The organism is Bradyrhizobium sp. CCGE-LA001 (assembly GCF_000296215.2).
Classification (GTDB): domain Bacteria; phylum Pseudomonadota; class Alphaproteobacteria; order Rhizobiales; family Xanthobacteraceae; genus Bradyrhizobium.
In genome coordinates this window covers 5699379-5723390 of sequence record NZ_CP013949.1, presented here as the reverse complement: position 1 = coordinate 5723390, position 24012 = coordinate 5699379, and the positions used below count along the sequence as shown (strand labels likewise).

Annotated in this window: 26 protein-coding genes; 7 read left to right on the top strand and 19 right to left on the bottom strand. The window is 64.2% G+C overall.

Annotated elements, in window-relative coordinates:
* Window positions 1–54: 54 nt before the first annotated feature.
* From BCCGELA001_RS26800 to xoxF5, 6 genes are all read right to left on the bottom strand, one after another.
* Window positions 55–2367, bottom strand: coding sequence for a xanthine dehydrogenase family protein molybdopterin-binding subunit (locus tag BCCGELA001_RS26800; protein ID WP_008562386.1), 2313 nt, complete (start codon window positions 2365–2367; stop codon window positions 55–57).
* A gap of 1 nt (window position 2368) precedes the next feature.
* The gene (locus tag BCCGELA001_RS26795) at window positions 2369–2821 is read right to left on the bottom strand and encodes a (2Fe-2S)-binding protein (protein ID WP_060737855.1); all 453 of its coding nucleotides are present in this window, start codon (window positions 2819–2821) and stop codon (window positions 2369–2371) included.
* Between the two features lie 629 nt (window positions 2822–3450).
* Window positions 3451–4014 carry an S-(hydroxymethyl)glutathione synthase gene (gene gfa, locus BCCGELA001_RS26790; protein WP_008562400.1) on the bottom strand — a complete coding sequence of 188 codons (564 nt, stop codon included), beginning with the start codon at window positions 4012–4014 and terminating at the stop codon, window positions 3451–3453.
* A gap of 33 nt (window positions 4015–4047) precedes the next feature.
* Window positions 4048–5157 (bottom strand): S-(hydroxymethyl)glutathione dehydrogenase/class III alcohol dehydrogenase, encoded by a 1110-nt coding sequence (locus BCCGELA001_RS26785; protein ID WP_060736696.1) that lies wholly within the window; start codon window positions 5155–5157, stop codon window positions 4048–4050.
* Window positions 5158–5217: 60 nt separating this feature from the next.
* Window positions 5218–5709: a c-type cytochrome, methanol metabolism-related gene (locus BCCGELA001_RS26780; RefSeq protein ID WP_060737854.1), complete on the bottom strand. Its 492-nt coding sequence runs from the start codon at window positions 5707–5709 to the stop codon at window positions 5218–5220.
* Between the two features lie 115 nt (window positions 5710–5824).
* Window positions 5825–7630 (bottom strand): lanthanide-dependent methanol dehydrogenase XoxF5, encoded by a 1806-nt coding sequence (xoxF5, locus tag BCCGELA001_RS26775; protein WP_060736695.1) that lies wholly within the window; start codon window positions 7628–7630, stop codon window positions 5825–5827.
* Window positions 7631–8143: 513 nt separating this feature from the next.
* Here xoxF5 and BCCGELA001_RS26770 point away from each other — a divergent pair.
* Window positions 8144–9112 (top strand): helix-turn-helix domain-containing protein, encoded by a 969-nt coding sequence (locus BCCGELA001_RS26770; RefSeq protein WP_060736694.1) that lies wholly within the window; start codon window positions 8144–8146, stop codon window positions 9110–9112.
* A 56-nt stretch (window positions 9113–9168) separates the two neighbouring features.
* On the opposite strand, the gene BCCGELA001_RS26765 is transcribed toward BCCGELA001_RS26770, so the two are convergent.
* The 6 genes from BCCGELA001_RS26765 to BCCGELA001_RS26740 all read right to left on the bottom strand — a co-directional run bounded on the left by BCCGELA001_RS26765 (window position 9169) and on the right by BCCGELA001_RS26740 (window position 14998).
* The gene (locus BCCGELA001_RS26765) at window positions 9169–9594 is read right to left on the bottom strand and encodes a hypothetical protein (RefSeq protein WP_060736693.1); all 426 of its coding nucleotides are present in this window, start codon (window positions 9592–9594) and stop codon (window positions 9169–9171) included.
* 134 nt (window positions 9595–9728) lie between these two features.
* On the bottom strand, window positions 9729–10718 hold the full coding sequence (locus BCCGELA001_RS26760; protein WP_060736692.1) for a Bug family tripartite tricarboxylate transporter substrate binding protein: 990 nt from the start codon (window positions 10716–10718) through the stop codon (window positions 9729–9731).
* 107 nt (window positions 10719–10825) lie between these two features.
* Window positions 10826–11884 carry an FUSC family protein gene (locus BCCGELA001_RS26755; protein WP_008562439.1) on the bottom strand — a complete coding sequence of 353 codons (1059 nt, stop codon included), beginning with the start codon at window positions 11882–11884 and terminating at the stop codon, window positions 10826–10828.
* A 157-nt stretch (window positions 11885–12041) separates the two neighbouring features.
* Complete coding sequence (locus BCCGELA001_RS26750) at window positions 12042–12971, bottom strand: substrate-binding periplasmic protein (RefSeq protein ID WP_008562440.1); 930 nt, start codon at window positions 12969–12971, stop codon at window positions 12042–12044.
* A complete protein-coding gene (locus tag BCCGELA001_RS26745) occupies window positions 12968–13321 on the bottom strand; it encodes a c-type cytochrome (RefSeq protein ID WP_008562441.1) in 354 nt (117 codons plus the stop codon). The genes BCCGELA001_RS26750 and BCCGELA001_RS26745 overlap by 4 nt, the downstream gene beginning before the upstream one ends.
* Before the next feature lie 12 nt (window positions 13322–13333).
* Window positions 13334–14998 (bottom strand): methanol/ethanol family PQQ-dependent dehydrogenase, encoded by a 1665-nt coding sequence (locus BCCGELA001_RS26740; RefSeq protein ID WP_008562442.1) that lies wholly within the window; start codon window positions 14996–14998, stop codon window positions 13334–13336.
* Between the two features lie 333 nt (window positions 14999–15331).
* On the opposite strand from BCCGELA001_RS26740, the gene BCCGELA001_RS26735 reads away from it, so the two are divergent.
* The 5 genes from BCCGELA001_RS26735 (at window position 15332) to BCCGELA001_RS26715 (ending at window position 17902) form a co-directional block, all read left to right on the top strand.
* The gene (locus BCCGELA001_RS26735; protein ID WP_008569482.1) at window positions 15332–15724 is read left to right on the top strand and encodes an EF-hand domain-containing protein; all 393 of its coding nucleotides are present in this window, start codon (window positions 15332–15334) and stop codon (window positions 15722–15724) included.
* A 122-nt stretch (window positions 15725–15846) separates the two neighbouring features.
* Window positions 15847–16170, top strand: a complete 324-nt coding sequence (locus BCCGELA001_RS26730) for a hypothetical protein (protein ID WP_060736691.1) — start codon at window positions 15847–15849, stop codon at window positions 16168–16170.
* A gap of 224 nt (window positions 16171–16394) precedes the next feature.
* Entirely contained in the window at window positions 16395–16475 is an 81-nt protein-coding gene (gene pqqA, locus BCCGELA001_RS26725) for a pyrroloquinoline quinone precursor peptide PqqA (protein ID WP_008562446.1), read from the top strand.
* A 217-nt stretch (window positions 16476–16692) separates the two neighbouring features.
* On the top strand, window positions 16693–17562 hold the full coding sequence (locus BCCGELA001_RS26720; RefSeq protein WP_060736690.1) for a hypothetical protein: 870 nt from the start codon (window positions 16693–16695) through the stop codon (window positions 17560–17562).
* 130 nt (window positions 17563–17692) lie between these two features.
* Entirely contained in the window at window positions 17693–17902 is a 210-nt protein-coding gene (locus BCCGELA001_RS26715; RefSeq protein ID WP_060736689.1) for a hypothetical protein, read from the top strand.
* A gap of 21 nt (window positions 17903–17923) precedes the next feature.
* Here the strand turns inward: BCCGELA001_RS26715 and BCCGELA001_RS26710 are convergent, their stop codons facing one another.
* From BCCGELA001_RS26710 to BCCGELA001_RS26690, 5 genes are read right to left on the bottom strand one after another with little or no spacing between them, the layout of a single operon-like run.
* Window positions 17924–18271, bottom strand: coding sequence for a hypothetical protein (locus BCCGELA001_RS26710; RefSeq protein ID WP_144441484.1), 348 nt, complete (start codon window positions 18269–18271; stop codon window positions 17924–17926).
* 26 nt (window positions 18272–18297) lie between these two features.
* The gene (locus tag BCCGELA001_RS26705; RefSeq protein WP_060736688.1) at window positions 18298–19092 is read right to left on the bottom strand and encodes a pentapeptide repeat-containing protein; all 795 of its coding nucleotides are present in this window, start codon (window positions 19090–19092) and stop codon (window positions 18298–18300) included.
* Between the two features lie 48 nt (window positions 19093–19140).
* Window positions 19141–19878, bottom strand: coding sequence for an ABC transporter ATP-binding protein (locus tag BCCGELA001_RS26700; protein ID WP_008562477.1), 738 nt, complete (start codon window positions 19876–19878; stop codon window positions 19141–19143).
* A complete protein-coding gene (locus BCCGELA001_RS26695; protein WP_008562479.1) occupies window positions 19868–20605 on the bottom strand; it encodes an ABC transporter permease in 738 nt (245 codons plus the stop codon). Before BCCGELA001_RS26695 ends, BCCGELA001_RS26700 begins: the two co-directional genes overlap by 11 nt.
* Before the next feature lies 1 nt (window position 20606).
* Entirely contained in the window at window positions 20607–21587 is a 981-nt protein-coding gene (locus BCCGELA001_RS26690; protein ID WP_060736687.1) for an ABC transporter substrate-binding protein, read from the bottom strand.
* 87 nt (window positions 21588–21674) lie between these two features.
* On the opposite strand from BCCGELA001_RS26690, the gene BCCGELA001_RS26685 reads away from it, so the two are divergent.
* Complete coding sequence (locus BCCGELA001_RS26685; RefSeq protein WP_060736686.1) at window positions 21675–22034, top strand: hypothetical protein; 360 nt, start codon at window positions 21675–21677, stop codon at window positions 22032–22034.
* 181 nt (window positions 22035–22215) lie between these two features.
* On the opposite strand, the gene BCCGELA001_RS26680 is transcribed toward BCCGELA001_RS26685, so the two are convergent.
* A complete protein-coding gene (locus BCCGELA001_RS26680) occupies window positions 22216–23034 on the bottom strand; it encodes a quinoprotein dehydrogenase-associated SoxYZ-like carrier (RefSeq protein WP_060736685.1) in 819 nt (272 codons plus the stop codon).
* A gap of 50 nt (window positions 23035–23084) precedes the next feature.
* Window positions 23085–24011: a quinoprotein relay system zinc metallohydrolase 2 gene (locus tag BCCGELA001_RS26675; RefSeq protein WP_060736684.1), complete on the bottom strand. Its 927-nt coding sequence runs from the start codon at window positions 24009–24011 to the stop codon at window positions 23085–23087.
* Window position 24012: the final 1 nt, after the last annotated feature.

Here is a 24012-nt window from a genome sequence, read left to right as displayed (position 1 = left end):
CGATCTGCTCCTGTCAGATCGATGGAAACGGCGCGAGGCCGCTTGGGTTCCGACTCAGGCCTCCAATTGCTTGCCGATCGGAAGCGAGCGGATGCGTTTTCCCGTCGCCGCGAAGATCGCATTGATCAGCGCCGGCGCGAACGGCGGAACGCCGGGCTCGCCGACGCCGCTCGGCGGCGTGTCCGGCCCGGGCGGCACGATGTAGACGTTGGTCACCACGGGAGAGTCGTCCATCCTGACGACCTGGAAATCGTCGAAGTTCTTCTGCTGCACCTTGCCCTCCTTGAAGGTGATCTCGCCGTATTTGGCGAGGCTCAGCCCCATGATCGCGGCGCCTTCGATCTGAGAGGCGATGCGCTCGGGATTGACATAGGTGCCGCAATCGATCGCGGTATCGACCCTCGGCACCGTCAGCTTGCCCTTGTCGTCGACGGCGACCTCGACGATGGTCGCGATGTAGCTGACGAAGCTGCGGTGCACGGCGATGCCGAGGCCGTGGCCCTTCGGGACCTTCCGTCCCCACTCACCCTTTTCGGCGACCAGATCGACCACCTTGCGCAAGCGCGCGGTGTCGATCGGGTAGCTGTCCTGGGGCTCGCCGTAGTTCCAGAGGTCTTTCACCTCGGGCTTGACGATGCGCGGGCTCCCGATCAGCGCGAGCAGCGTCTCCTTCTGGTCGCGGCCGGTCGCTTGCGCAATCTCGCCGACCATCGATTGCACCGCGAAGGCGCGCGGGATGTTCGAGACCGAGCGGAACCAGCCGATGCGCGTGAATGCCGCGGCTTCCGGGTTCTCACAGGAGATGTTGGCGATCTCGAACGGCATGTCGACGAGGCCCATGCCGATCTCGAAGGGCGCCTGATGCACGGTCCCGGCGGCGAACGTCGAGGCGATGCTGGGGGCCACACTGCGATGGCGCCAGGCGATCACCTTGCCGCTCTTGTCGAGACCCGCCTCGATCCGCTCGACCGAGACGGTGTGCAGGAAGCCGTTGTGGATGTCGTCCTCGCGCGTCCACTGCACCTTCACCGGTGCGCCGAGCTCCTTCGAGAGCAGCGCGGCCTCGAGCGCGAAGTCGCATTTCGACTTGCGTCCGAACCCGCCGCCGAGCAGCGTGACGTTGACCGTGACGTTGGCTTCGGGAATGCCGAGCGTCTTGGCGACGTCCTCGCGGGTGCCGCCGGGGCTCTGTACCGGCGCCCAGATCTCCGCCTTGTCGCCCTTGACGTCGGCGACCGCCACCGGCGGCTCCATGGCGACATGCGCAAGATGCGGAACGTAGTACTCGCCGACAATGACCTTGTCGGCGCTCTTCAAGGCGGCGTCCGCATCGCCTTCCTTGCGCAGGACAAGGCCAGGCTTGCGGGAAGCCTCCTCGAGCTCCTTGCGGTAGGCGACAGAGTCGTATTTGCCGTTGGGGCCGTCGTCCCAGGTCAGCTTCAGCGCGTCGCGGCCCTTGATCGCCGCGCCGGTGTTGCGCGCGATCACCGCGACGCCGCCGAGCGGCTGGAATTTCGACGGCCACGGCCAGCCGCGCACCTGCATCACCTTCTCGACGCCGGGGATCTTCAGCGCCTCCTCCGGCTCGAACTTGACCAGCTTGCCGCCGGTCACCGGCGGGCGGGCGATCACGGCATATTTCATGCCGGGCAGCCGCACGTCGGCGCCGTAATGCGCCTTGCCGGTGGTGATGTCGTGGAGATCGACGATGCCGATCTGGCCCTTGCCGAGATAGCGGAAGTTCTTGGGGTCCTTCAGCTTGAGGCCTTCGATGCTGGGCACCGATTCCTTGGCGGCGTCGGCAGCGAGCTCGCCGAAGCCGAGCTTGCGGCCGCTGGCGCTGTGGACGACCTCGTGGTTGACCGCCTTGACCTCGGTGGCTGGTACGCCCCAGCGCTTCGCCGCGGCCTGCTCCAGCATGGTCCGGGCGGAGGCGCCGATCTGTCGCATCGGGATCAGGTAATGCCGCGTGCTGCGCGAGCCGTCGGTATCCTGGTTGCCGAACTTGACCTCGTCGCCATGGGCCTGCTGCACCTTGACCTTGGACCAGTCGGCTTCCATTTCCTCGGCCACGATCAGCGGCAGGCTGGTGCGCACACCGGTGCCCATTTCCGAACGATGCCCGACGATGGTCACGATGCCGTCCGGCGCGACCGAAACGAACACGCGCGGATCGACCACGACGCCGTGCGGCATCTTGCCTGCGCCGGTTTCATAGGCGAATGCCTGGCGCGACATCACGGGCGCGGCGAGCACGAAGCCGCCGGTGATGCCGAGACCTTTCAGGATGCTGCGGCGCGAGACCTTCTCCACCCTGATGTTCTTTTCGAAGCCGCGAAGCTTGCGGGGGTTGTCGATGAAATTCATGTCACACTCCCGTTGATGCGAGATGGACGGCGTTCTCGATGCGCTGGTAGCAGCCGCAACGGCAGATGTTGCCGGCCATCCCTTCGCGGATCTGGTCGTGCGAGGGCTTCGGGTTGTCCATCAGGAGGGCTGCTGCCTGCATGATCTGGCCGGCCTGGCAGAAGCCGCATTGCGGCACGTTCACCTGCCGCCAAGCCTTTTGCACCGGATGATCGCCGGTCGGATGCAGCCCCTCGATCGTGGTGACCTCGCGCCCGGCGACGTCGTTGACCGACGTGATGCAGGCGCGCACGGCCTGCTTGTCGACGATGACGGTGCAGGCGCCGCACAGGGCCTGGCCGCAGCCATATTTGGTGCCGGTCAGGCCGGCCTCGTCACGGAGGAACCAGAGTAGCGGGAGATCCGGGTCGCCGTCCCAGCTCTGTTCCTGGCCATTGATCTTCACCTTGATCATGATCGTCCCTCGCTCTTCATAAGCATGCCAAATTGAAATTGCGCCGACGCCGGTCGGCGACGGTTCGCGCGTCGTGTCGCCGCATTCTGCCGTCATCCCGCGCGGGCAAATCCCGAAAGGGGGCAGGAACGCTAATGGCGATGTTTGGATGGGCTCGATACCTCCCGTTTTTGTTCTTAATTGATTGAACTTCGCGCGGCATCGTGACGGCGCGATCGTAACAGAGATCGCTCCGGCTCGGCGTTCACAGCCGAGTGTTCACCAGGAAAACATTGCATCCATGGTTTGTCAAAAGCAGGGCGCGGCGGCATGCCGCGCGCTTGCGATGCGGGGGGCAGTCAAAAAAGCTTCGTCCGGCAGGAAGGCTGCACGGACGAAGCAGGATGCCTCAGTCGAGGGAGGGAGAACGTAGGCACCGGGAGCTTCAAGCAGGAAGCTGACGGTCCTGCGCAGTCATTCAGAGACCAGGACTGAGGAGCTGATGGTCCTCACATACGCGTGGTGCAGAGGCGGCGGCATCGCCGCGGCGGTCCCCGGACGGAGACCGATCCGGCTCGCTGGCGGTGGTCGGCGCCAGCGAGCGGGTTGGAGACTGGCGGAGGCTCGATGGCTCCACCCGAGTGGCCTTCCTAGGCGGCCTTGGCTTTTGCCACGTGGGTCGCGATCGCATCCATCAGCGGCGGCGACAGGCAGTCATAGGGCTCCAGCCCGATCTCCTTCAGCCGCGCGCGGATGCCTGCCATCTGCTCCGGCTTGACGCCCGCTTCGATCACCGAGGAGACGAAGGCGGCGAATTGCGGCGCCTGCGAGCCCTGCTCCTGGAACAGCTCGGGATGGATGAAGTCGAGGCCGTAGAACGGATGGCCCTTGTTCTCGATGCGGCCGTACATGTGCGTGCCGCAGGCCTTGCAGGCATAGCGCTGGATCACCGCGGACGCATCGACGATCTGGAGCTTGTCGCCGTTCTCGAGCACCGAGACGTTCTGACGCGGCACCACGGCGACGACCGAGAAGGTCGCGCCTTGCGGCTTCCAGCATTTGGTGCAGCCACAAGCGTGGTTATGCGCGACGTCGCCCTTGATGCCGACCTTGACCGGATGGTCCGAGCATTTGCAGACCAGCGTGCCGCCGGCGAAGCTGCCGCTGCCCTGTTTGAGGCCGTTGTCGATCGATGGATGGAGTGCAACAGTCATGGGTCGATCCTCCTTGGTGTGATGGCTTTCGAGCTAGAACACGACGACGGAACGGATGGATTTGCCCTCGTGCATGAGGTCAAACCCCTTGTTGATCTCATCGAGTTTGAGCACGTGGGTGATCATCGGATCGATCTGGATCTTTCCGTTCATGTACCAGTCGACGATCTTCGGCACGTCTGTGCGTCCGCGCGCGCCGCCGAAGGCGGTGCCGCGCCAGTTGCGGCCGGTGACGAGCTGGAACGGGCGGGTGGCGATCTCCTTGCCGGCCTCGGCGACGCCGATGATGATCGAGGTGCCCCAGCCGCGATGGCAGGCTTCCAGCGCCTGGCGCATCACCGTGGTGTTGCCGGTGCAGTCGAAGGTGTAGTCGGCGCCGCCGTCGGTGAGACCGACGAGGTGCTGGACGATGTCGCCGGTGACCTTCTTCGGGTTGACGAAGTGGGTCATGCCGAACCGCTTGCCCCAGTCCTCCTTGGAATCGTTGATGTCGACGCCGATGATCTTGTCGGCACCCGCCATCTTGGCACCCTGGATCACGTTGAGCCCGATGCCGCCGAGGCCGAACACGACCACGTTGGAGCCCGGCTCGACCTTCGCGGTGTTGACGACGGCGCCGACGCCGGTGGTCACGCCGCAGCCGATGTAGCAGCTCTTGTCGAACGGCGCGTCCTCGCGGATCTTGGCGACCGCGATCTCCGGCAGCACGGTGAAGTTCGAGAAGGTCGAGCAGCCCATGTAGTGGTAGATCGGCTTGCCCTTGTAGGAGAAGCGGCTGGTGCCGTCGGGCATCACGCCCTTGCCTTGCGTCGCGCGGATCGCGGTGCACAGATTGGTCTTCTGGCTGAGGCAGCTTTTGCACTGGCGGCATTCCGGCGTGTAGAGCGGGATGACGTGGTCGCCCGGCTTCACCGAGGTCACGCCGGGACCGATCTCCCGGATGATGCCGGCGCCTTCATGGCCCAGGATCGATGGGAAGATGCCTTCGCTGTCGAAGCCGTCGAGCGTATAGGCGTCGGTATGGCAAATGCCCGTGGCCTTGATCTCGACCAGGACCTCGCCGGCCTTCGGTCCTTCCAGGTCGACCTCGACGATCTCGAGCGGCTTCTTGGCTTCGAAAGCGACGGCGGCGCGTGTCTTCATCGGTAACTCCTCAGATCTTCGTAGAATGCCAGGACGTCGTCTCGGCAGTCCTGGCAACGTTCATTTATTGCCCATGCAGGCGTCTTCGGCCTTGGTGTAGGCCTCTGTCTTGTCTTCCTTCTTGGCGGGACGCTGCCGGCCCAAGGCTTCGGTGGAGCGGGCGCGCAGATAGACGTAGAGATCGTCCATGTAGCAGGCGACGTTCGGGTTGTCGCCGAAGGCCGGCATGACGTTTTCCTGCGCCGTGGAGATGTTCTTGCGACCGGATGCGACCACGCCGAGGAAGTCGCCATAGCTCATGCTCTTGACGGAATCCTTCAGCGCCGGCGCGTAGGTGGAGCCCATGCCGTCCGGGCCATGGCAGACGTGGCAGTCGGAATGGTAACGTCGGTATCCGGAATAGGTGAACCAGTCCACGGTGCCGTCGGCCGAAATCTTGTAGGTCGGGGTTCCGTCCTTATCGAGCCACTTTCCGTCGTCTTCCTTCTTCACAGCGGCCGGGTCGCCCGGACCGTCTGCGACCGCGATTCCGCCGGACGCAACGAAGATCATCATCACAGCAATGACAGAGCAGATTTTACGCAAGAGATTGTCCTCGGAAGGCGTTCGGTGGAGACGAGCCGGCGCGTGGAGTTGATCCACGCGCCGGAGCGATGCTGAGCGAGGCCTAGTTCGGCAGCGAGAACACGGTCAGCGTGCCGCCGAGTGCCGTGTAGTTGCTGAGGGCCGCGTAGCCGCCGACGGCGCCGAGACCTGCGGTCGGATCGGTCAGACCTGCCGCCAGACCGATGCCGGCCCAGCCGCCCACGCCGGAGAGCACGGCAACGTACTGCTTGCCGTTGTTCTCATAGGTGGTGACGTTGCCGATGATGCCCGAGGGAGTCTTGAACTTGTAGAGCTCCTTGCCGGACTTGGCATCGACCGCCTTCAGGTAGCCTTCGAGCGTGCCGTAGAACACCACGCCGCCTGCCGTTGCGAGCGCACCCGACCAGACCGAGAACTGCTCCTTGTTCGACCAGACGATCTTGCCGGTCTTGTTGTCCCAGGCGATGAAGTTGCCCATGTGGCTTTCACCCTGGGGCGGGTACATCGAGAGCGTCGCACCCACATAGGGCTGGCCCGCGGTGTAGCTCACCTTGAACGGCTCGTAGTCCATGCAGACGTGGTTGGTCGGAACGTAGAACAGCTGCGTGTCCGGCGAGTAGGCTGCCGGCTGCTCGTCCTTGGTGCCGAGCGCGGCCGGGCAGATGCCCTTCGTGTTCTTGTCCTCTCCGCCGTGCTCGGTCGAATATTGAGCGACGACCTTGGGGCGGCCATAGGTCGGCGAGTTCTTGTCCATGTCGACGCCGGAGGTCCAGTTCACCTTCGGATCGTACTTTTCGGCGACCAGCAGTTCACCGTTCTCGCGGTCCATGGTGTAGGCGAGACCGTTGCGGTCGAAATGGGTCAGCAGCTTGCGATTCTGGCCGTTGATCTGCTGATCCGTGAGGATCATCTCGTTGACGCCGTCATAGTCCCACTCGTCGTGGGGCGTCATCTGGTAGACCCACTTGGCCATGCCCGAGTCGGCGTCGCGCGCGAAAACGGTCATCGACCATTTGTTGTCGCCAGGACGCTGCTTCGGATTCCAGGTCGAGGGATTGCCCGACCCGTAATAGACCATGTTCAGTGCGGGATCGTAGGACAGCCAGCCCCAGGTGCAGCCGCCGCCAATCTTCCATTGATCGCCCTGCCAGGTCTTCAAGCTGGAGTCGGGACCGACCGGCTTGCCGAGCGACGTCGTCTTGACCGGATCGAGCTTGATCTGGTCATCCGGGCCTTCGGAGTAGGCGCGCCAGACCTGCTTGCCGCTCTTGAGGTCGTAAGCGGTGACATGGCACTGCACGCCGAACTCGCCGCCGGAGATGCCGACGAGGACCTTGTCCTTGACGACCAGCGCAGCCGACGTACCGGTCTCGCCCTTTGCCGGGTTACCGTTCGTCGCGCTCCAGGCCACTTGGCCGGTCTTGGCGTCGAGCGCGACGAGGTTGGTGTCCGCCTGATGCAGGATGATCTTGCCGTCGCCGTAAGCGAGTCCGCGGTTGACCGTATCGCAGCACATCACCGGGATGACGTTCGGATCCTGCTTCGGCTCGTACTTCCAGACAATCTTGTTCTCGTTGGCAAGGTCAATAGCATAGACCTTGTTCGGGAACGGCGTGTGCACGTACATCATGTTGCCGATGATCAGCGGGCCGCCTTCGTGGCCGCGCAGCACACCCGTCGAGAAGGTCCAGGCTACCTGAAGCTTCCCTACGTTCTGTGCGTTGATCTGGTTCAGCTTGGAATAGCGGGTATTGGCGTAGTCGCCCGCCGGCATCACCCAGTCTTTCGGGTTCTGCGACATCTTGATCAACTCGTCATTGGCTGAGGCGCTGCCGACGGCGAGAGCCGCCGCGGAGCCAAGATAGGTCGCCAGTAGCACCTTGCGCATAGTCATTCCTCCGTTGGTCTCGTTTATTGTTTCCGAAGCATTGCTTAATCACCGGGCTTCTCGTCCGGCGTCTGCTCGTGCAGGGCGGTCACGATTGGGACCAGAAACGATGCTGTGGTGTTTCCTCCTCCTGATGAGAGCCACGGGTCCACGTGCTGGAGCGGCCCGTTCTTTTTGTTCCTGCTGCAATCCCTAACGACTTCGCCACCGGGAAACTTGTCCAAGAGAGAAACCGGTTTGCTTGACAGCGCACGGGGGCGAAGATTTTGATTTTGCAGTAGCGAATTCAGCGGCTTCGTGCTGCCGCGGGGCCGCCTTCGACGCTCAGGTTCCCCTTGACGGCGCTGCAACTAAGGCGGAGGATTAACTTTCAAGGGCGGCAATGGAACGATGGCGCACGTTGCAAGAGACCGCTCAAATTCGAGGTAAACGTCACGCAATCACGGCTGAGGGCTCCGGTAGCGCTGGTCGCGATTCGCGTCGAATCTCCGGATCAAACCAGTGGCTGGATTAATGTCCGACACAATTCATACGCTCTCGACGACCGGAATGACGCCGAAGCGCCAGATCCAGAGTTGGATCGACGGGCTGACGAGCCTGTGTGGGCATTTCGATGTCGATCCGCTGGAGGCGTCTTCGCTCGAGGGGCGCATCGACTACACAACTGTCTCGCGCCTGAAGCTCTGCCAGATCGAAGTCAGTCAGCATCGCATCGCGCACACGCTGGCGCGGGCGAAGGCCAATGAACACCCTTACATCAAGATCCACTTCCAGACCTACGGCGTGTCCTATTTCGAGCAGGAAGGCCGCCACATCGAAATCAATCCGGGCGACATCATCGCCTATGACGTCTCCTGCCCGCATTCGATCATCAGTCCCGCCTTCACGCGTCACGACGTCGTGATCGTGCCGAAGGCGCTGCTGCGAGACCGCGGATTCCCGTCGCAGCGGATGCCGGCGTGCAAATTGTCGGCGAAGACCGGGACGGGCCGGATCGCCCATGATTTCGTCCACGCCACCTTCGACGAGGCAGCAAAACTCTCGGCGAACAGCGCGGTGGGCGTCGCCGATTCGCTGATCGACCTCCTGCTGCTGCCATTGCGCGAGGCCGACACAATGTTCGATCGTGTCGGGCCGGAGGCGATGTATGTGCGTGCGCAGTTCTTCATCCGCGAGCACCTGCGCGATCCGGATCTGTGCATCGACCAGATCTCGGCCGAGCTCGGCTGCTCCAAGCGTTATCTGCACATGCTGTTCTCCGAGCGCGGCACCACGGTGAGCGACTATATCTGGCAGGCGCGCCTGCAGAACTGTCGTCAGGAATTAGAGGCTCACGCCGGCAAGACCATCACCGACGTCGCGTTCTCCTGGGGCTTCTCCAGCTCATCGCATTTCAGCCGCGTGTTCCGGAAATATTTCGGCGTGGTGCCGTCCTCGATTCACAAGGCGCAGCAGGGCGCGGCGAGCTCGAACGAGCATTAGGCTGGTGCGCTGCGGCCGACAGGGGGCCTGTTACGTGCCGGCGGACGCGATGTCTCTCAAGCCGACGCGGCCATGTAGGGAATGCTGGCCACGAGAACGACCAGCAGCACCGCGTTTCCGAACATCCCGCTCCAGTGCAGCCGGCGCAGCCGACGCGGGGCTTCAGAATCACCAGCGTCCCTCGCGCTGAGTTGGTCGTCCATCCGCCGCATGAACCAAGGGCGCCCCCAGATCGCCATGGCTGCGATCAGGCCAACGCCCATCGCGGCCATCAGGCGCCCCTCGAGCAGCAAAGCCACCGTCCCGATGACGCCGGCGACGCGCATCACCAGAAAATGGGCGTTGAACATTCCGCGCAACAGCTGGGCGACGGGCTGGATATCGAGCCTGACCAGCAGAAAGGCGGGCGAGGCAAGCGTGAAATAGCTCATCGGAAAGAGCAGGATGATCATAACGGCGACGGCGACGGCATCTGGTGTCATGCGCTCGGCCTTTCCCGTCCGCGTCGGTCGGCGTTCCAGCGGCGGCGCACAATCTTAGCGCGAAAGCGCGTTTCCGACACTGGGCTTTAGTCGAACGCCGGCGCCGCTAACCAAACGGCGTCTTGCCCAAAGGTTCAGGCCGGCTCGAGACCCAGCGACTTTGCGCTCTCGATCCAGATCGGCAGCTCGCGCTGATACAGCTCGTTGGTTTCCTTGAAACCGATCGCGGGCTCGAGCACGAAAGTGGCGAGAACCTCCTTCACCTTCGGATCGTTGTTGGCGGCGACGCAGAACTCGGCCAGGCGGTCGACGATCGGCTGCGGCGTCGCCTTCGGCACCGCCCAGCCGGAGAAGCCGCTTACGGTGAAGAATTTCGACGTCGCGCCCTGCTCGGGGAGCGTCTTGACGTTCGGGATCGCGTCGACCTTCTTCGAGTGCACTGCGAAGACGGTGCCCCGGTCGCTTTGCAGAACCGACTGTGCAGCTGTGTAGCTGCCCATGGCAGCATCGAGGGTGCCTTCCAACATTCCCGTCCACATCGGGGCTTCGCCGCGATAGTGAACCGGCTCGATGTTGAGGCCATATTGCTTGTTGAGCTCGTTGATCGTCATGTGCGGGGCCGAGCCCGCACTGTAGGTGCCGAAATTGACCTTGCCGCTCTTGCGCGCGAAGGCGACGAAATCCTCCAGCGTCTTGACGCCGGTTTTCGGGTTCGCAACCAGCAGGAGGCCGGCGCCGGGGATGACGCTGACGAGGGTCAGATCCCGGTCCATGTCGTAGCCCGGATTCTTCACCACCATCCGGTTCATGATGTAGGTGGTCGAGATCGAGCACAGGATGGTGTGGCCGTCGGGCTCCGCACGGGCGACTTCCGCCGTGCCGATCGCGCCGGAGGCGCCGGGTTTGTTCTCGACGACGACGGTCTTGCCGACCTGCTTGGAGATGAATTCGCCAAAGGCGCGCGCCAGGAGATCGGTCTGTCCGCCGGCCGGGTAGCTGCAAATCATGCGGATCTGCCGCGAGGGCCACGCAGCTTGCGCCGAAGCGCCGCGTGAGACGAAAGGCATCGCGAGTGCGGTTGTACCGGCAGCGACGAAGCGGCGGCGATCGAGTTTTGCGGACATGATTCCCTCCCGGATTTTCTCCGAAGGTACTGCATCAGACTGGCGCTGGCATGGAGGCAAGGCGAGACAGATTGGCGCATTCGAACGGCGGACTGCCTGTTTTCGCATCATATCGGCGGCCGCGCCTTCCGCATGAGGCGTAGCCAGACGATCTCGGTCAAGGCCACCGCGACGAGACCGAACGCGCCGCCGATCAGCACATTGGCGATGCGTTCCTCCGCGATGCCGCTGGCGCCCCCGGCAAAAGAGGCCGCGAGGGCGATGAAGAAGCAGCGCAGGCCGAAACCGACGACGTAGCGGGAGAACGAGATCAGGGTGAGGGTGGCCGCGAGCACCGCGAGCGCGTAGCCGACCCGGCTTTGCGGCAGCGCGATGCCGGCGAGGAGGCCGAGTGGCACGCCGACGAGCGCGCCGACCGCGCGCTGCTTCAGCTTGCCGGTCGAGGCGGAGAGGTCACCCACGATCACGCTTGCGGCCGACCACATCACCCATTGCCCCTGGGCGAGGTCGAGCATCTCGACCAGCGCCGCCGCGGCGAAGACCGCCATGGCGGTCGCGCTCGCGGGCAGAAGCCACTCGGCCGCGGGCGGCCCGAACGGGGCCGCACCACCGTTCTCTCGCCGCCGGTCATAGATCCGGATGGCGCAGACCAGCGCCAGTGCGATCGGCGAGGACTGAAGGATGATGCCGGCGTGACGCAATGCATCCGCGGCACTCGCGCCCTCCCGCACCTCGCAGGCGAGATAGACGGCGGGGATGAACACCCAATTGCCGAGCGTGCGGAAATCTTCGCCGTGGCGCGTCACGGCCACGGCAAGGAAGCCGGCGAGCGCCGTCAGCACGACGAATAGCGGCTTGATGGGGCTTGCGAGGAAGAGAGCGGCAAAGGTGACGAGAATGGCAAGGTAGTGCCATGCGATCGTTTTCGGTGCCAGTTGCAGCCTGAGCGCGGGAATGAGCAGCGAGACCGCGATCAGCCCGAGATTGAGCAGCGCCGTCTCGCCCGACGCGAAGTAAGCGGCGACGATCGGGCCGACGACGATCAGTGCCCGCAGGAGTTCACCGGACTTGATTTCGCGAGCGAAGATGTCGCGCAGGCCTGCGGCGGACGGGGCGTTCAAGGTGGCACCGAAGGTCGAATGAAACGCCGGCATCATACGGTTCATAGGTCCCGCAGGCCAGTCGATGCCATCATGGTACGCTAGCCGGATCGTCATTCCGGGATGTGTGCGCAGCACGCAGGCCCGGAAATCCAACAGGCTGCATGCGCTGTGACCCCTTGATTCCGGGGCCGCCCTGCGGGCGCCCCGGAATGACGACATCTCACCGCTGAATGATCTTCATCCAGACATCGCCGAGGATCGCAGGCTCGCGCGGCGGCAGATAGGTGAGCCCGGCCTGCTTGCCGAGTTCGGCGATCTTACCTTCCGCGGCGAGCGCCGTCAGCGCCTTGTTCACGGCCTCGATCAATGCGGGATCGCCGGCAAGCCCGACATAGCCGCGGTTGGCGCCGATCGGATAATAGTAGCCGGACGCGGTGATCCCCGTATCGGGGTGGGCGGCGCGATGGGCGTCGAAGCGCGCAAGGTCGATCAGCGTCGCGTCATGGTCGCCGCGCTGGAGCGCGCCGAGCAGGTCGTCGCGGCCGGGGACGAGGTGGGTGATGTCGTCGATCAGGCGCCCCTTGTCGAAGGTCATCAGGATGGCATCGCCGAGCGAGCCGCTTTCGATGACGAGGCGAAGGCCGGCGAGATCGCCGATGCCACCGATCTTGCGCCCCTTCGCCTTCGGCCCGAGCACCACCGCCATCGGCGAGTAAACATAGGGCTGGCTCGGTGCGAGCACGCCGAGTTCGACGCGGCGCCGCCTGTCGTCACGCGTGGCCCCGACGAAATCCGGCAGGCGCGCCGTCTTCATGCCGGGCTTGACCAGGGAATCCGTCGTCAGTGCGTAGCCGCCGACCAGCGCGCAGCGACCGTCCGAGAGCAGCGCGTTGGCCTCGAGCTGCGGGCTGGAATCTTCATCGAGCCTGCTCTCGAACCACTGGATCGTCAGCGGCCGCCGCAGGCGCTCGGCGACCGCCTGCGCCAGTAGCACGTCGAAACCCGCATCCGGCTTGCCCTTTTGATGCACTGATAGCGGCGGCCGGTCTTTGTCGAGACAGATCTTCAGCGGATCCTCGGCCGCGTGCGCAACGAGAGGCGCCGCCGCGAGAATCGCGGCAGCGCTCCAGACGGCGAGCCGACGTCTCATGGCTTTCTCCGGCTGGAGACAAAGGCCCAGAGATTCCCGATCTCGTCGTCGCTGAGGATGTCGGCCCAGGGCGGCATCTTGTTGTTCTTGCCGTTCTTCACCGTGGTGACGAAGCGCGTCTTGTCGTCGGGAATGGCGCGCAGGTCCGGCGTGATGGTGCCGGAATTCATCAGATTGGGGCCGTGGCAGTGCGAGCATTTCGAGGCGTAGGTCGACTTGCCATGGTCGATCTGCGCCTGCATGGAATTGCCGGTGGCGTCATCGGCGCGAACGGTCGCCGCAAGCGCGACCGACAGCACCGCGACGGCGGCGATCATCGCCGCCGTCTTGTGAGAAGTCACTTTCAGCATCGTACCCGTTGGCTACTGCTTGACTGCAAAGACCCACAGCGAGCCGCCGGGCGGCACCTGGGCCAGCCGCTCGTCGCCGGAGAACAGCGAATAGACGCCGCCATAGCCGCTCGTCACGGCGACGTACTGCACGCCATCCTGCTGCCAGGTCACCGGCTGCCCCTCGATGCCGGAGCCGGTCTGGAACTGCCAGAGCTTCTTGCCGGTATCGGCATCGAAGGCCTCGAACTCGCCGGTCAGCGCGCCAGAGAATACGACTCCGCCGGCCGTCGACAGCACGCCCGAGAAGCGCGGAATGTCGCTCGGCGCTTCCCATTTCGATTTCCCGGTCATGGGGTCAATGGCCTTGAGGTGACCGCGCGGCCCGTCGCCGTACTCCCAGAGGTCGGTCAGATCCATGCCGAGATACCATTCCCCCTGCTTGAAGGTGACGGGCTCGGTCTTGTACCTGCCGCCGAACGCGAGCGTGTTGGCATAGGCAAGGCCGGTCTGCGGATTGAACGACATCGGTTCCCAGTTCTTGCCGCCGAGGATCGACGGATAGACCGTGACCTTCTTGCCCTCGCGCGCGTCCTTCGAGACGTCAGTCTCGATCGGACGTCCCGTCTTCATGTCGATGCCGGACGCCCAGTTGACCTTCACGTAAGGATTGGCCGCCAGCAGCTTGCCGTTGGTGCGGTCGAGCACATAGAAGAAGCCGTTGCGGTTGGCGTTCATCAGCGTTTTGGTCGGCTTGCCCTCGATGTTCACATCGGCGAGCACCATCTCGGCCACGGCGTCGTAGTCGAACGGGTTGTTCGGCGAGAACTGGTAGTGCCACTTGATCTTGCCGGTCTTGGGATCCATCGCCAGCACGGAGCAGGTGTAGAGATTGTCACCGGGGCGCACTGCCGAGTTGAACGGGCCGGGATTGCCGATGCCCCAATAGATCGTGTTCAGCTCGGGGTCGTAAGACCCGGTGATCCAGGTCGAGCCGCCGCCGAGCTTCCAGGTGTCGCCCTTCCAGGTGTCGCCGCCGGGCTCGTCCGGCGAGGGGATCGAATGGGTGCGCCAGAGATGCTTGCCCGTCGCCGGATCCCAACCGTCGATGAAACCGCGCGTGCCGAACTCGGCGCCGGAGATGCCGGTGATGACCACGCCGTCGGCGACCAGCGGGGCCACCGTCATGGAGTAGCCTTCCTTGATGTCGGCCGCCTTCTGCCGCCACAGCTCCTTGCCTGTTTTCGCGTCGATCGCAATCACGTTGGCATCGAGCGTCGTACGGAATAATTTGCCTTCGTGGATCGCGACGCCGCGATTGATGATGCCGCAGCAGACGATCCGGGGCGTTTCGGCAGGATATTCGATCTTGCTCTTCCAGATCTGCTTGCCGGTCTTGACGTCCACCGCCATGGTCGCATTGTGCGTGGTCACGTAGATCACACCCTGATAGACGATGGGCTGGGACTCCTCGCTGCGATCGTCGTTGAAGGAGTAATTCCAAACAGGGACGAGGTTCTTGACGGTATCCTTGTTGATCTGTTTCAGCGTCGAGAAGCGCTGAAGATTGTAGCCCATCCCGTAGTTGAGAACGTTCGACGTATCGGTCACACCCTTGACCAGCTGGTCGGTGGTCTGTGCATACGCGCAAGTTGATACAAGCATGACGAGGCTCGCGGCCATCGCAAGGCGTTTCATCCGTTCCTCCCAATATGCGCGTCTTTGACGCTGCGGGAGCAACACTCCGCCCGAATGCAAAACGCGTCAATACGAAAGTCGTAAGTGCGACGCCGATATGTTGAACGGCAGATGCAGTCACCTGACAGAAACCTTACAAACCCCCTCACACTTGTGCGCAGGCGCTGGAGAAATTCCGCGGTGCGAGGCGGTCGAGACGGAAAGCGACGAGCTTGACGCGGGAGTTCCGCGAGTTGCGGCGCGCGCAGGTTGTAATTTCCGACTTGAACCGGGGCTCGTTGCGGACTTATGTCGGTTTGATCCCGCTCGAATCGAGGTTCTCAGGAGGTTTCGATGATGTCTCGTCACTCGGTTGCGCTTGCTCTCACGATCGCATTGCTGTCCGGTCCGGCCTTCGCGGCATCCGGTGGCGCGGTTAAGATGTTCGATACGGACAATGACGGCACGCTCGATCTCGCGGAGGTGAAGAAGGCGGCCACCGCATTGTTCGCCAAGCTCGATCCTGATCGCGACGGCACGCTGGACGCACGTGAGTTGCGCGGGCGGCTATCGGCGAAGGAGCTGGCCGCCGCCGACCCCGATCGCGACGGGACCCTGACGCTGGACGAATACCTTGCCGTGGTGGAGCAGCGCTTCAACGCGGCCAATCCGGATAAGGACGGAACGCTCGATGCAAAGGAGCTGAACGCACGGGCCGGCCGCGCGCTGGTGCGCCTGCTGCGCTGAGCGCCGCACTGCCGGGAGCTTAATTCCGGACCGAAGCTCGGAACATCAGGCTGTGCGGCCTGTTCTTCTCGCGATGTCCTGCTCGGCGCCGGGGCAGCGCGGCGGGAGAAGAGGAGAAGCAGATGAACACGAAACGTTCCGTTCTTGCTGCCTGCGCGATCCTGACCTTGAGCGCGGGCGTCGCCATTGCCGGCCCGTGCAACACCGGCAGCGCCAGCACCGACAAGGATGCCGGTTCCGGTCCGGTCACCGTGGGATCGGCACAGTCCCAGAGCTCGTCCAGTGAAACGGGTCAGCATCCGCCGACCAGCACGATGAACCGCGCCAGCAGCGGCGCGGCAGCCTCGTCGGAAGATGCACAGCGTCAGATGCAGAGCCAGCCGACCGCAGCGGAGCGGGCGGAAGGCGCCAAGCCCAATACGCAAACGGCAGGCAAGGACTGCTGACGCGGCGCTCGTCGTGCCGATTCGAGCGCGGTGTGTCGCGCGAAGTCATCTTGTTCAGCTCCGTGCTTGACCAAGAGCGAACTGGCTTTGCCCGAGAGAGAAATGCAGCCGCGAAGAATTGACACGGATGCGTTCGACATTTGAAACGGCGCTTGAACTGTGGGGGACCCAGCCCTAGGTTTTGCCCCGCGCGATGTCGCGCTCAATACCTTGGGAGACCCCGAATGGCTTGGAAAGCTCCGAAGATCGTGGAAGTGCCGGTGGGCATGGAAATCAACATGTACGCCTGCGCTTCGCGCAAGTAAGACTGACGACCTGCCGCGGCTTCGACGGCAAACGCCGCCGAAGCCGTGGCAGTGTCGGGCCGTCGCCCGCCGTGGTTGAGCTCGTGCTCTGGCGCTGACGTTAGCCGCACACACCTTCAATCCTCTCCATCAAAATCTCAATCGCGTTCTGCGGCACTGTGTTAGGCTCACGCCTGGTCAGCGCTGCATCAGGCAGCGCACGCCTTCGGGGCAGGGGATGGGCGGCGGGGCTTGCAAATTCGGGATGGCTCTTGCGTGCATGGCCGCGCTCGCTCCGGCCTGTGTCAGTGCTGAGGAAGGCTTCGATACCGAGCACATCTTCGGCTTCATGATCGGTACCGATATCGGCAATGTCGGCGAGCGCGAGTTTCAGACGCAGACGACGGGAGGCTTCGGCAAGGGCAGGGGCACCTATCGCGCGCTCGAGCACGAGGTCGAGATCGAGGTGGTACCGCTGCCGAATTTCCGCGTCGAAGTCGGAGGCACCGCCAGCCTGCACGACATCACCGGCGTCCCTGACATCGACGACCGCCGCCAGTTCAACTTCCAGGGCGCCTCGCTCGATCTGCGCTATCGCCTGCTCAACCGCGAGCAGGCGCCATTCGGCCTGACCGTCGCCGCAGAGCTCCACGGCAACCGCATCGACGAGACCAGTGGCGCGAAGGGACGGATGTACGGCACCGAGTTCACGCTCGCCTTCGACCGCGAGCTCGTCCCGAACTTCGCCATTGCTGCGCTCAATCTGATCTATCAACCGGAATGGGCGCGCTTCGAGATGGCGGGACTGTCCGAGAAGAGCTCGACGATCGGGGCCGCGTTCGCCGGCCTGGTCCGCGTGAGGCCCAACGTGCTGCTCGGCGGGGAGATGCGTTATTTTCGGCAATACGAAGGCATCGGCCTCGGCGAGTTTTCGGGCCAGGCTCTGTTCGTCGGTCCGACCGCTTATTTCCAGCTTTCCGAGCGCTCGCGGCTGACCTTGAGTTGGAGCATGCAGGCCTGGGGACGTCCGGCCGGATCATCCGCCAATCTCGATCTCGTCAATTTCGAGCGCCACCAGGCCAGATTGGTATTTGGCGTTAATTTCTAGTTGTGGGGCATGTCTCCTGCGCGCGGGCAGAGGGTGTAGAGCAGAGTTCCACACCGGATTTGAAACTTCCCCCTCCTTGGGACGTAGTTTTTCGTGTTAATCTCGATCGCCCATGCGAGAGGATCCCGGCATGAACCCGATTGACCTGGTGGTGACTGTGTGCGCGGTGCTCTCGCCTGCGACTTGCGAGGAGCAGCATCTGGTGTTCCACTATTCCGGGTCGCCGCGGCAATGCGCGATGGCCGCGCCCCCCTACATTGCGCAATGGGTCGGCGAGCATCCGAAGTGGCACGCGATAAAGTGGCGCTGCGAATACCCGCACCCGAACGACAAGGCATAAAGGCTCCAACGGAGAGCCGCGCTACTTGCTGCAGTCCTTCAGATCCTTGTCCGCGATCGAGAACACGGCATCGGCCCTGATCTCGATATCGCGGACAACGCATTGGCGTCCACTGGGATAGCCGACCTTGGCATCGTAGCGGCCGGGCTCGACGCCGACGATGCGCAGCCGTTCGTCGTGGTCGACCTCCTTGTCCTTGTCGTTCAGGCATTGGTTCGGGCCCCAGTCGGTCTTGCCGGCGGGAGCGAGCTGGAAGCCGGAGATCGTCTCCGCCGTCAGATTCCAGAGCCGGATGCCCTTGCCCTTGGCCTGCGCGGCGGCTTCGCCGGCAAGCGCCAACAATGCGATCAAAGCCAGAACCCAACGCATCAGCCAGTCCTCCCAAAGGCGCGCCTTCATTTCCTGATCAGGCGTTCGCGGTTCTTTGCCTTGTCGAAATTTTTGGCGCGGTCAAGGCCGTTCGGTGCGATCAGCTTCGCCGAGACGAGATCGGCGCCATCGAAATCGGCGTCGATGACGATGGCGCCGGTCAGATCGGCGCCACCGAGTTGGGCATTTTTCAGCGATGCACCGCTCAGGTCGGCGCCCCTGAGGACCGCGAATTCGAGGTCGACGCGCGACAAATCGGCGTTGCGCGCGTTCAGCCGTTCCAGATTGGCGGATCTCAGCACCGCGCGCATCAGCCCCATCGACTGGTTGCGCATGTCGGCGCCGAGATGCGCATCCGCAATCGACGTGCCGACCATGCTTGCGCCGGTGAGATCTGCCGTGATGCGCGCACCAGTCAGATCGGCGCCGTCGAGGCGAGCACGTGCCATCTGTGATGCGAACAAATTGGCGCCCTTCAGACTCGCGCCCGTGAGATCTGCATCCAGCAGCCACGCCTGATCGAGGATCGCCCCGTCGAGCCGGGCGCCGGCGAGTTTCGTCTTGTTGAGCCGTGCCGCACGGAGAATTGCTTTGGTGAGGTCGAGGCCACTGAGATCGAGCCCCGATAACCGCTTGCCGGTGAAATCGGCCGGCGCGCCGGCGATCGCTTGGGCTAGTGTGGCTTCGACCTCCTGCCGGCTCATCTCGGCGGAGACCATGGCGGGTGACGTCAGATCGAGATCGCGCATCATGTCCTGCGCGCGCGATGTTGTCGCGAGCAGAGCAAGGCCAAGCGCCGTCAGGGCGATCGTTCGCGTCATCAGCAGACTCCGCTGCGAGCCAATCTAGCACGTGCGTCGAGCGATTGCCTATGAGGCATCCCGCCCGGCGCGTTCGTCGCCTTCCTCTTGGATGCGTCGCGCTAGCCCGGCCTTGATTGCCGCAATCTCGGCTTCGCCCCGTGCGTCGCGCGGAATCGCGATCGGCACCTCCTGCACGATGCGGGTAGGGCGCGGCGACAGGAAGAGCAGGCGGTCGCCGAGCCGGATCGCGTCGTCGAGGCTGTGGGTGACGAGCAGCGTCATGACCGGACGGCTCGCCACCAGCGTTGCGATCTCGTCGCGCAAGCGGCCGGCGAGCGCGTCGTCGAGCGAGGCGAGAGGTTCGTCGAGCACCAGCAGATCGGGCTCGACCGCGAAGGCACGGGCCAGCGCTACGCGCCTGGCAAGGCCCAGCGACAATTCGCCGGGGAAATGGTTGCGATGCGCCTCCAGCTCCAGGATCCTGAACAGCTCGGCGAGCTTCGCATCGGTGACATCAGGCGCCGCCAGTCGCACGTTCTGCTCGACGGAGCGCCACGGCAGCAGCCGCGGCTCCTGGAACACCATGCCGATCCGCGCCTGCGGCGGGCGCGCGATGCGCCCCTGAAATTCGTGGTCGAGCCCCAGGATGATGCGCAGCATCGTGCTCTTGCCGCAGCCGGAGGGGCCGATCAGCACGCCGACCTCGCCGGATTGCAGCGCGAATTTGACCGGCGCCAGCACCTCGTGCGTTCCGCCCGCGGCACTCCTGAACGTCTTGCCTGTGATCTCGACCTCAAGCCGCACGGGGGCGCCACCGTGTTGCGCGGGCTTCGAACGGCTGCACCAGCAAGGTTTCGATGACGAGCACAACGGCGGCAAACGTCAGCGAATAGGCGAGCAGGCGCGGCGTGTCGAACAGCTGGAAGGCGACGCCGATCTCGAAGCCGACCCCGTTCGGCCGTCCCAGGAGCTCGGCGACCAGCACGATCTTCCATACCAGCGATAGGCCGGAGCGGGCGGAGGCTGCGATATAGGGCGCGAGCTGCGGCAGCACGACGTGGCGGAAGGCGCGCCATCGCGGCATCGCGAACACGCTCGCCATCTCATCGAGCGAGCGGTCGAGCGCGCGGGTGCCCTCGCGCAGGGTGACGATGGCCGTCGGCAGCTTGTTGATGGCGATCGCCGCGATCGCGGCGGCCTCGGTGAGGCCAGCCCAGATATAGGCGAGCACGATCACGACCAGCGCGGGCAGATTGAGCAGCAGGATCAGCCAGGGATCGCCGAGCCGGTCGGCGAGCTTCACGCGGCCCATCAGATAGCCGATGGCGCTGCCGAGCGACATCGCCAATGTGAAGGCGAGCGCCACGCGCGCCAGTGTCGCGCCGAGATGCAGGAACAACGCGCCGGATGCGGCTTCCGCGATCATCACCTGGAGCACCGCCGGCGGAGACGGCAGCTTTGCGCCGCCGGCGAACAGCGCGGCGATCCACCAGACTGCGAGGAGCAGGGCGAACGAGAGAAGACGCAGCACCTCAGTCTCCAGGGACCGCGTGATAGAAGGTGCCGGGATCGAGCTCGGCCGCCGGTCCCACGAGATCGCGGCCGCCGGTCTCCGCCAGCACGCGGTAGAGCACGCGCGCATCCGCCTCCTCGTCGGCAATGCTCCGGCGCGGGATGCCGTCGCGATAGCGGTCGCGGTAGGTCTTGAGCATGGCCGGATCGCCCGTGCCGGTGAGCGGCGCGATCTTGTCCCAGGCCGCGTCCGAGGTCACCAGCAGCTCCTTGGCCTTGCGCGTCATCGCGATGAAGCGCGCCACGGCGTCGCGATGACTTGCCGCCCAGTTCTCGTCGAAGACATAGCCGACCGCGGCGACCGCGCCCTTGGCGCCGAGCTTCGGCAGGATGTCCTCGATGCCGGCGAGCCGGCGAAAGCCCTTGGCTTCGAGCTGCGCGCAGAAATTCCAAAAATTGAGGCTCGCATCCATCTCGCCGTCGAGGGCCTTGGCGGCGATCAAGGGCGGGGCGCCATAGACGATGGTTGCCGCAGACTTCAGGTCGATGCCGTCCTGCTTCATGCTTGCCTGGAGCAGCAGCCAGCTCTTGTCGATCGCACCGCCGGCCACGGCGAGCTTGCGCCCCTTCAGATCCGCAAGCGTCTTGATCGGCGAATTGGCCGGCACCATCACCGCGCCGAGCGCACTGGAATAGGGATAGAAGGTGAGCTTGGCGCCGAGCGCGCGCTCGCGCGATACCCACAGCCAGTCCGACAGGATGATGTCGGCGCTGCCTGCGCGCATCGCGATCTTGCCGGCCTCGGTGCTCGCGAGCTCGGTGACCTGGAGCGACAGGTCGGCCTCCTTGTCCAGGCCGCTCGCGCGGATCGCGGCCAGCTCCCAGGAGAATGTTCCGGTCTTCTGCACCGCAAGGCGGACGGTCTCCGCGGCGCGGCCGGGTGCGGCAAGGGTCAACGCGAGCGTCGCCGCGAGCGCCAATGTTCGACCAGAAGCTCTCATCACCTTGTGAGCCGTTTCCTCTGACAGACTGCTTTTCAGGACAATACGCATAGCATAGCTTGGGCCGCAACCAGCGGGAGGATGCGCATGAAACTGGCGGGACAGCTACGACCGATTGTCGCCGCATTGACGGTATTGACGGCGACTGCGTGCGCGGCGCAGGCCGAGGAGGCCAACGATTATCCGACATCGGCGCGCGCGGAGTACGTCTATGGCTGCATGAAAGCCAATGGCGAGAGCCGGCAGTCGATCGAACAATGTTCCTGTTCGATTGATGTGGTGGCTTCGATCATGCCCTACGCGCGCTACGTCACCGCGGAGACCGCGCTCAGCATGTCCCAGGTGCGCGGCAATCTCGGCGTTCAGTTCCGCACCTCGGAGCAGGCGAACTCGGCGGTGAATGATTTGAGGCGCGCGCAGGCGGAAGCCGAGGTGAGGTGTTTTTGAGGTGCCCTTCCCTTCTCCCCTTGTGGGAGAAGGTGGCGCGGAGCGCCGGATGAGGGGTATCTCTCCAAGTGCTCAGGCGTGTGAGAGTATCGTTCGCGGAGACATACCCCTCACCCGTCTCGCCGCTATCGCGGCGATCCACCCTCTCCCACAAGGGGAGAGGGAGTCAGCGCAAGCCTCATTACGTCCCTGGCTTCTCCACGTCCCACTCGTTCCTGAACACGTGCCCATCCGTGTCCTTTGCCTCCGCGCGAAAGCGCTTGGCGCCGTTGGAGACATAGGTGAAGCGGAGGTTGGGGTCTTCCGAGATCGAGATGCCGCCTTCCATCGACAGCACGGGGCTGTCGTCCTGCGTCAGTTTGATCTGGTTCACGAAGAAGGCCGGGATATAGAGCTGCGTGACCTGGTCCATCTGCAGCCCGGAATTGTTGGGATGGCCGATCATGATCTGCGCCTCGCGCACGCGGCTCGCCGGCGCCTCCTCGCGCGCGAATCGCCGGTAGCGCATCTGGCCGAGCCGGGCCTTGGCTTCCTCGATGTTCTTGCCTGCGGGTGCGGAGCAGCCGCCGGAGGCCTTCACGTAGACTTTCGAGACATAGAGCTGGCCGTCGCTGAGCTCGGCGACCGCATGCACATCGGTGTAATTGTTGACGCGCACCCGCGTCGAGATCTCCGTGACATTGGCATCCGGTCCGAGCTCGAACTTCGCCGCCATCGGCGCGGGATTGCGGTCGATCACCAGCGTGATCGAGCGGATGCGCCGCGCATCGCCGGGCGACAGCTTGCTGCGCAAGGTCACCGGCACGATGGCCGCGTCCTCGGCGCGATACGGCATCTCGATGCCAATGACGGCGCTGCCGTCGTTCATCGGACGGTTGCTGAAGATGTCCTGCACCAGGCCCGGCCAGGGATCGTTGGCTTCCTCAGCCTGCGCCGGCACCGCGAGAGCGAAGCCGAGCAGGAGGGCGGTGAGGGTCAGGCGGCGTGTGCATACCGTCATGGTCATGGTCCTGCGGACGATACGTCGTTCGGTGCAGCCTAGCGCGCCTGCTACTCCCATTCAATTTCCGAGAATGCTGCGGTTGCGTTGCGGGAATTGTAGTCCTCGAACAGCTCCCATCGCGGCCGCTCCGCCGCCGCGGCCTTGTCGGCGGCGCTTCGAATCGGCTCGCCCTTCTTGTTCAGCGCGCGAACGTCGGACAGCAGCGTTGTCAAATAGCGCTGTTCATCGGTCAGCGCGGCAGGCCAGTCGCTCACGGGGCCGTGACCGGGAACGACGCGCAACGCCGGGATCGCCTCCATTCCCGTCAGCGTATCGAGCCAGCCGCGGATGCTGCCATCCATGACCGGAACGTGGCGGAGAAAGACGAGATCGCCGGCGAACAGGGTGTTGGTCGTCTCGTCGAGCACGGTCAAATCGCTATCGCTGTGCCCGGTCGGCCAGGCGCGCAGGGCCAGTCGACGCGATCCGAGATCCAGGTTCATCGTGTCCGAAACCAGCAGGGTCGGGGCGATGATCTTCACGGGATCGATCAGTTCGCGGCCCATGATGCGGCGGAAATTGTCGAGATAGAAGGGCCCTCGCGTCGCGAGCGCCTGCGGCAGCTTCAGATGGCCGACGAAGGTGGGGTTTTCGGCGACGAAGGCTGCATTGCCGAAAACATGATCGGGATGGCCGTGGGTGTTGATGACGTAGCGGATCGGCTTGGGCGTCTTCGCCCGCACGGCGGCCAGCAGCGCCTCACCCTCGCGCACGCTACCGCCGGTATCGATGACGGCCACCGCATTATCGCCCACGATGAAGCCGACATTGGCGATGCCGCCCTCGTTGTCGCGGGTCATCAGGGCGATGGTCCCGGAGTGTACGAAGATTCCCGGCGCGACTTCGCTCACAGGCAATTCGGCCGCCCCGGCGCGTGCTAGCGTCGCGATCCCCAGCAGGGACAAGGCCGAGACGATTGAAGCGGTGCGAGACACT

Excerpts from the sequence above, each read along its gene's own strand:
- BCCGELA001_RS26745 (WP_008562441.1), bottom strand. The coding sequence starts at position 13,321 with ATGCTGAAAGTGACTTCTCACAAGACGGCGGCGATGATCGCCGCCGTC.
- BCCGELA001_RS26750 (WP_008562440.1), bottom strand. The coding sequence starts at position 12,971 with ATGAGACGTCGGCTCGCCGTCTGGAGCGCTGCCGCGATTCTCGCGGCG.
- BCCGELA001_RS26710 (WP_144441484.1), bottom strand. The coding sequence starts at position 18,271 with ATGCGTTGGGTTCTGGCTTTGATCGCATTGTTGGCGCTTGCCGGCGAA.
- BCCGELA001_RS26785 (WP_060736696.1), bottom strand. The coding sequence starts at position 5,157 with ATGAAGACACGCGCCGCCGTCGCTTTCGAAGCCAAGAAGCCGCTCGAG.
- BCCGELA001_RS26730 (WP_060736691.1), top strand. The coding sequence starts at position 15,847 with ATGAACACGAAACGTTCCGTTCTTGCTGCCTGCGCGATCCTGACCTTG.
- BCCGELA001_RS26795 (WP_060737855.1), bottom strand. The coding sequence starts at position 2,821 with ATGATCAAGGTGAAGATCAATGGCCAGGAACAGAGCTGGGACGGCGAC.
- BCCGELA001_RS26685 (WP_060736686.1), top strand. The coding sequence starts at position 21,675 with ATGAAACTGGCGGGACAGCTACGACCGATTGTCGCCGCATTGACGGTA.
- BCCGELA001_RS26720 (WP_060736690.1), top strand. The coding sequence starts at position 16,693 with ATGGGCGGCGGGGCTTGCAAATTCGGGATGGCTCTTGCGTGCATGGCC.
- BCCGELA001_RS26800 (WP_008562386.1), bottom strand. The coding sequence starts at position 2,367 with ATGAATTTCATCGACAACCCCCGCAAGCTTCGCGGCTTCGAAAAGAAC.
- BCCGELA001_RS26770 (WP_060736694.1), top strand. The coding sequence starts at position 8,144 with ATGTCCGACACAATTCATACGCTCTCGACGACCGGAATGACGCCGAAG.
- BCCGELA001_RS26755 (WP_008562439.1), bottom strand. The coding sequence starts at position 11,884 with ATGAACCGTATGATGCCGGCGTTTCATTCGACCTTCGGTGCCACCTTG.
- BCCGELA001_RS26735 (WP_008569482.1), top strand. The coding sequence starts at position 15,332 with ATGATGTCTCGTCACTCGGTTGCGCTTGCTCTCACGATCGCATTGCTG.
- BCCGELA001_RS26690 (WP_060736687.1), bottom strand. The coding sequence starts at position 21,587 with ATGAGAGCTTCTGGTCGAACATTGGCGCTCGCGGCGACGCTCGCGTTG.
- BCCGELA001_RS26740 (WP_008562442.1), bottom strand. The coding sequence starts at position 14,998 with ATGAAACGCCTTGCGATGGCCGCGAGCCTCGTCATGCTTGTATCAACT.
- BCCGELA001_RS26705 (WP_060736688.1), bottom strand. The coding sequence starts at position 19,092 with ATGACGCGAACGATCGCCCTGACGGCGCTTGGCCTTGCTCTGCTCGCG.
- BCCGELA001_RS26760 (WP_060736692.1), bottom strand. The coding sequence starts at position 10,718 with ATGTCCGCAAAACTCGATCGCCGCCGCTTCGTCGCTGCCGGTACAACC.
- BCCGELA001_RS26765 (WP_060736693.1), bottom strand. The coding sequence starts at position 9,594 with ATGACACCAGATGCCGTCGCCGTCGCCGTTATGATCATCCTGCTCTTT.
- BCCGELA001_RS26780 (WP_060737854.1), bottom strand. The coding sequence starts at position 5,709 with ATGATCTTCGTTGCGTCCGGCGGAATCGCGGTCGCAGACGGTCCGGGC.
- BCCGELA001_RS26680 (WP_060736685.1), bottom strand. The coding sequence starts at position 23,034 with ATGACGGTATGCACACGCCGCCTGACCCTCACCGCCCTCCTGCTCGGC.
- gfa (WP_008562400.1), bottom strand. The coding sequence starts at position 4,014 with ATGACTGTTGCACTCCATCCATCGATCGACAACGGCCTCAAACAGGGC.
- BCCGELA001_RS26715 (WP_060736689.1), top strand. The coding sequence starts at position 17,693 with ATGAACCCGATTGACCTGGTGGTGACTGTGTGCGCGGTGCTCTCGCCT.
- xoxF5 (WP_060736695.1), bottom strand. The coding sequence starts at position 7,630 with ATGCGCAAGGTGCTACTGGCGACCTATCTTGGCTCCGCGGCGGCTCTC.
- pqqA (WP_008562446.1), top strand. The coding sequence starts at position 16,395 with ATGGCTTGGAAAGCTCCGAAGATCGTGGAAGTGCCGGTGGGCATGGAA.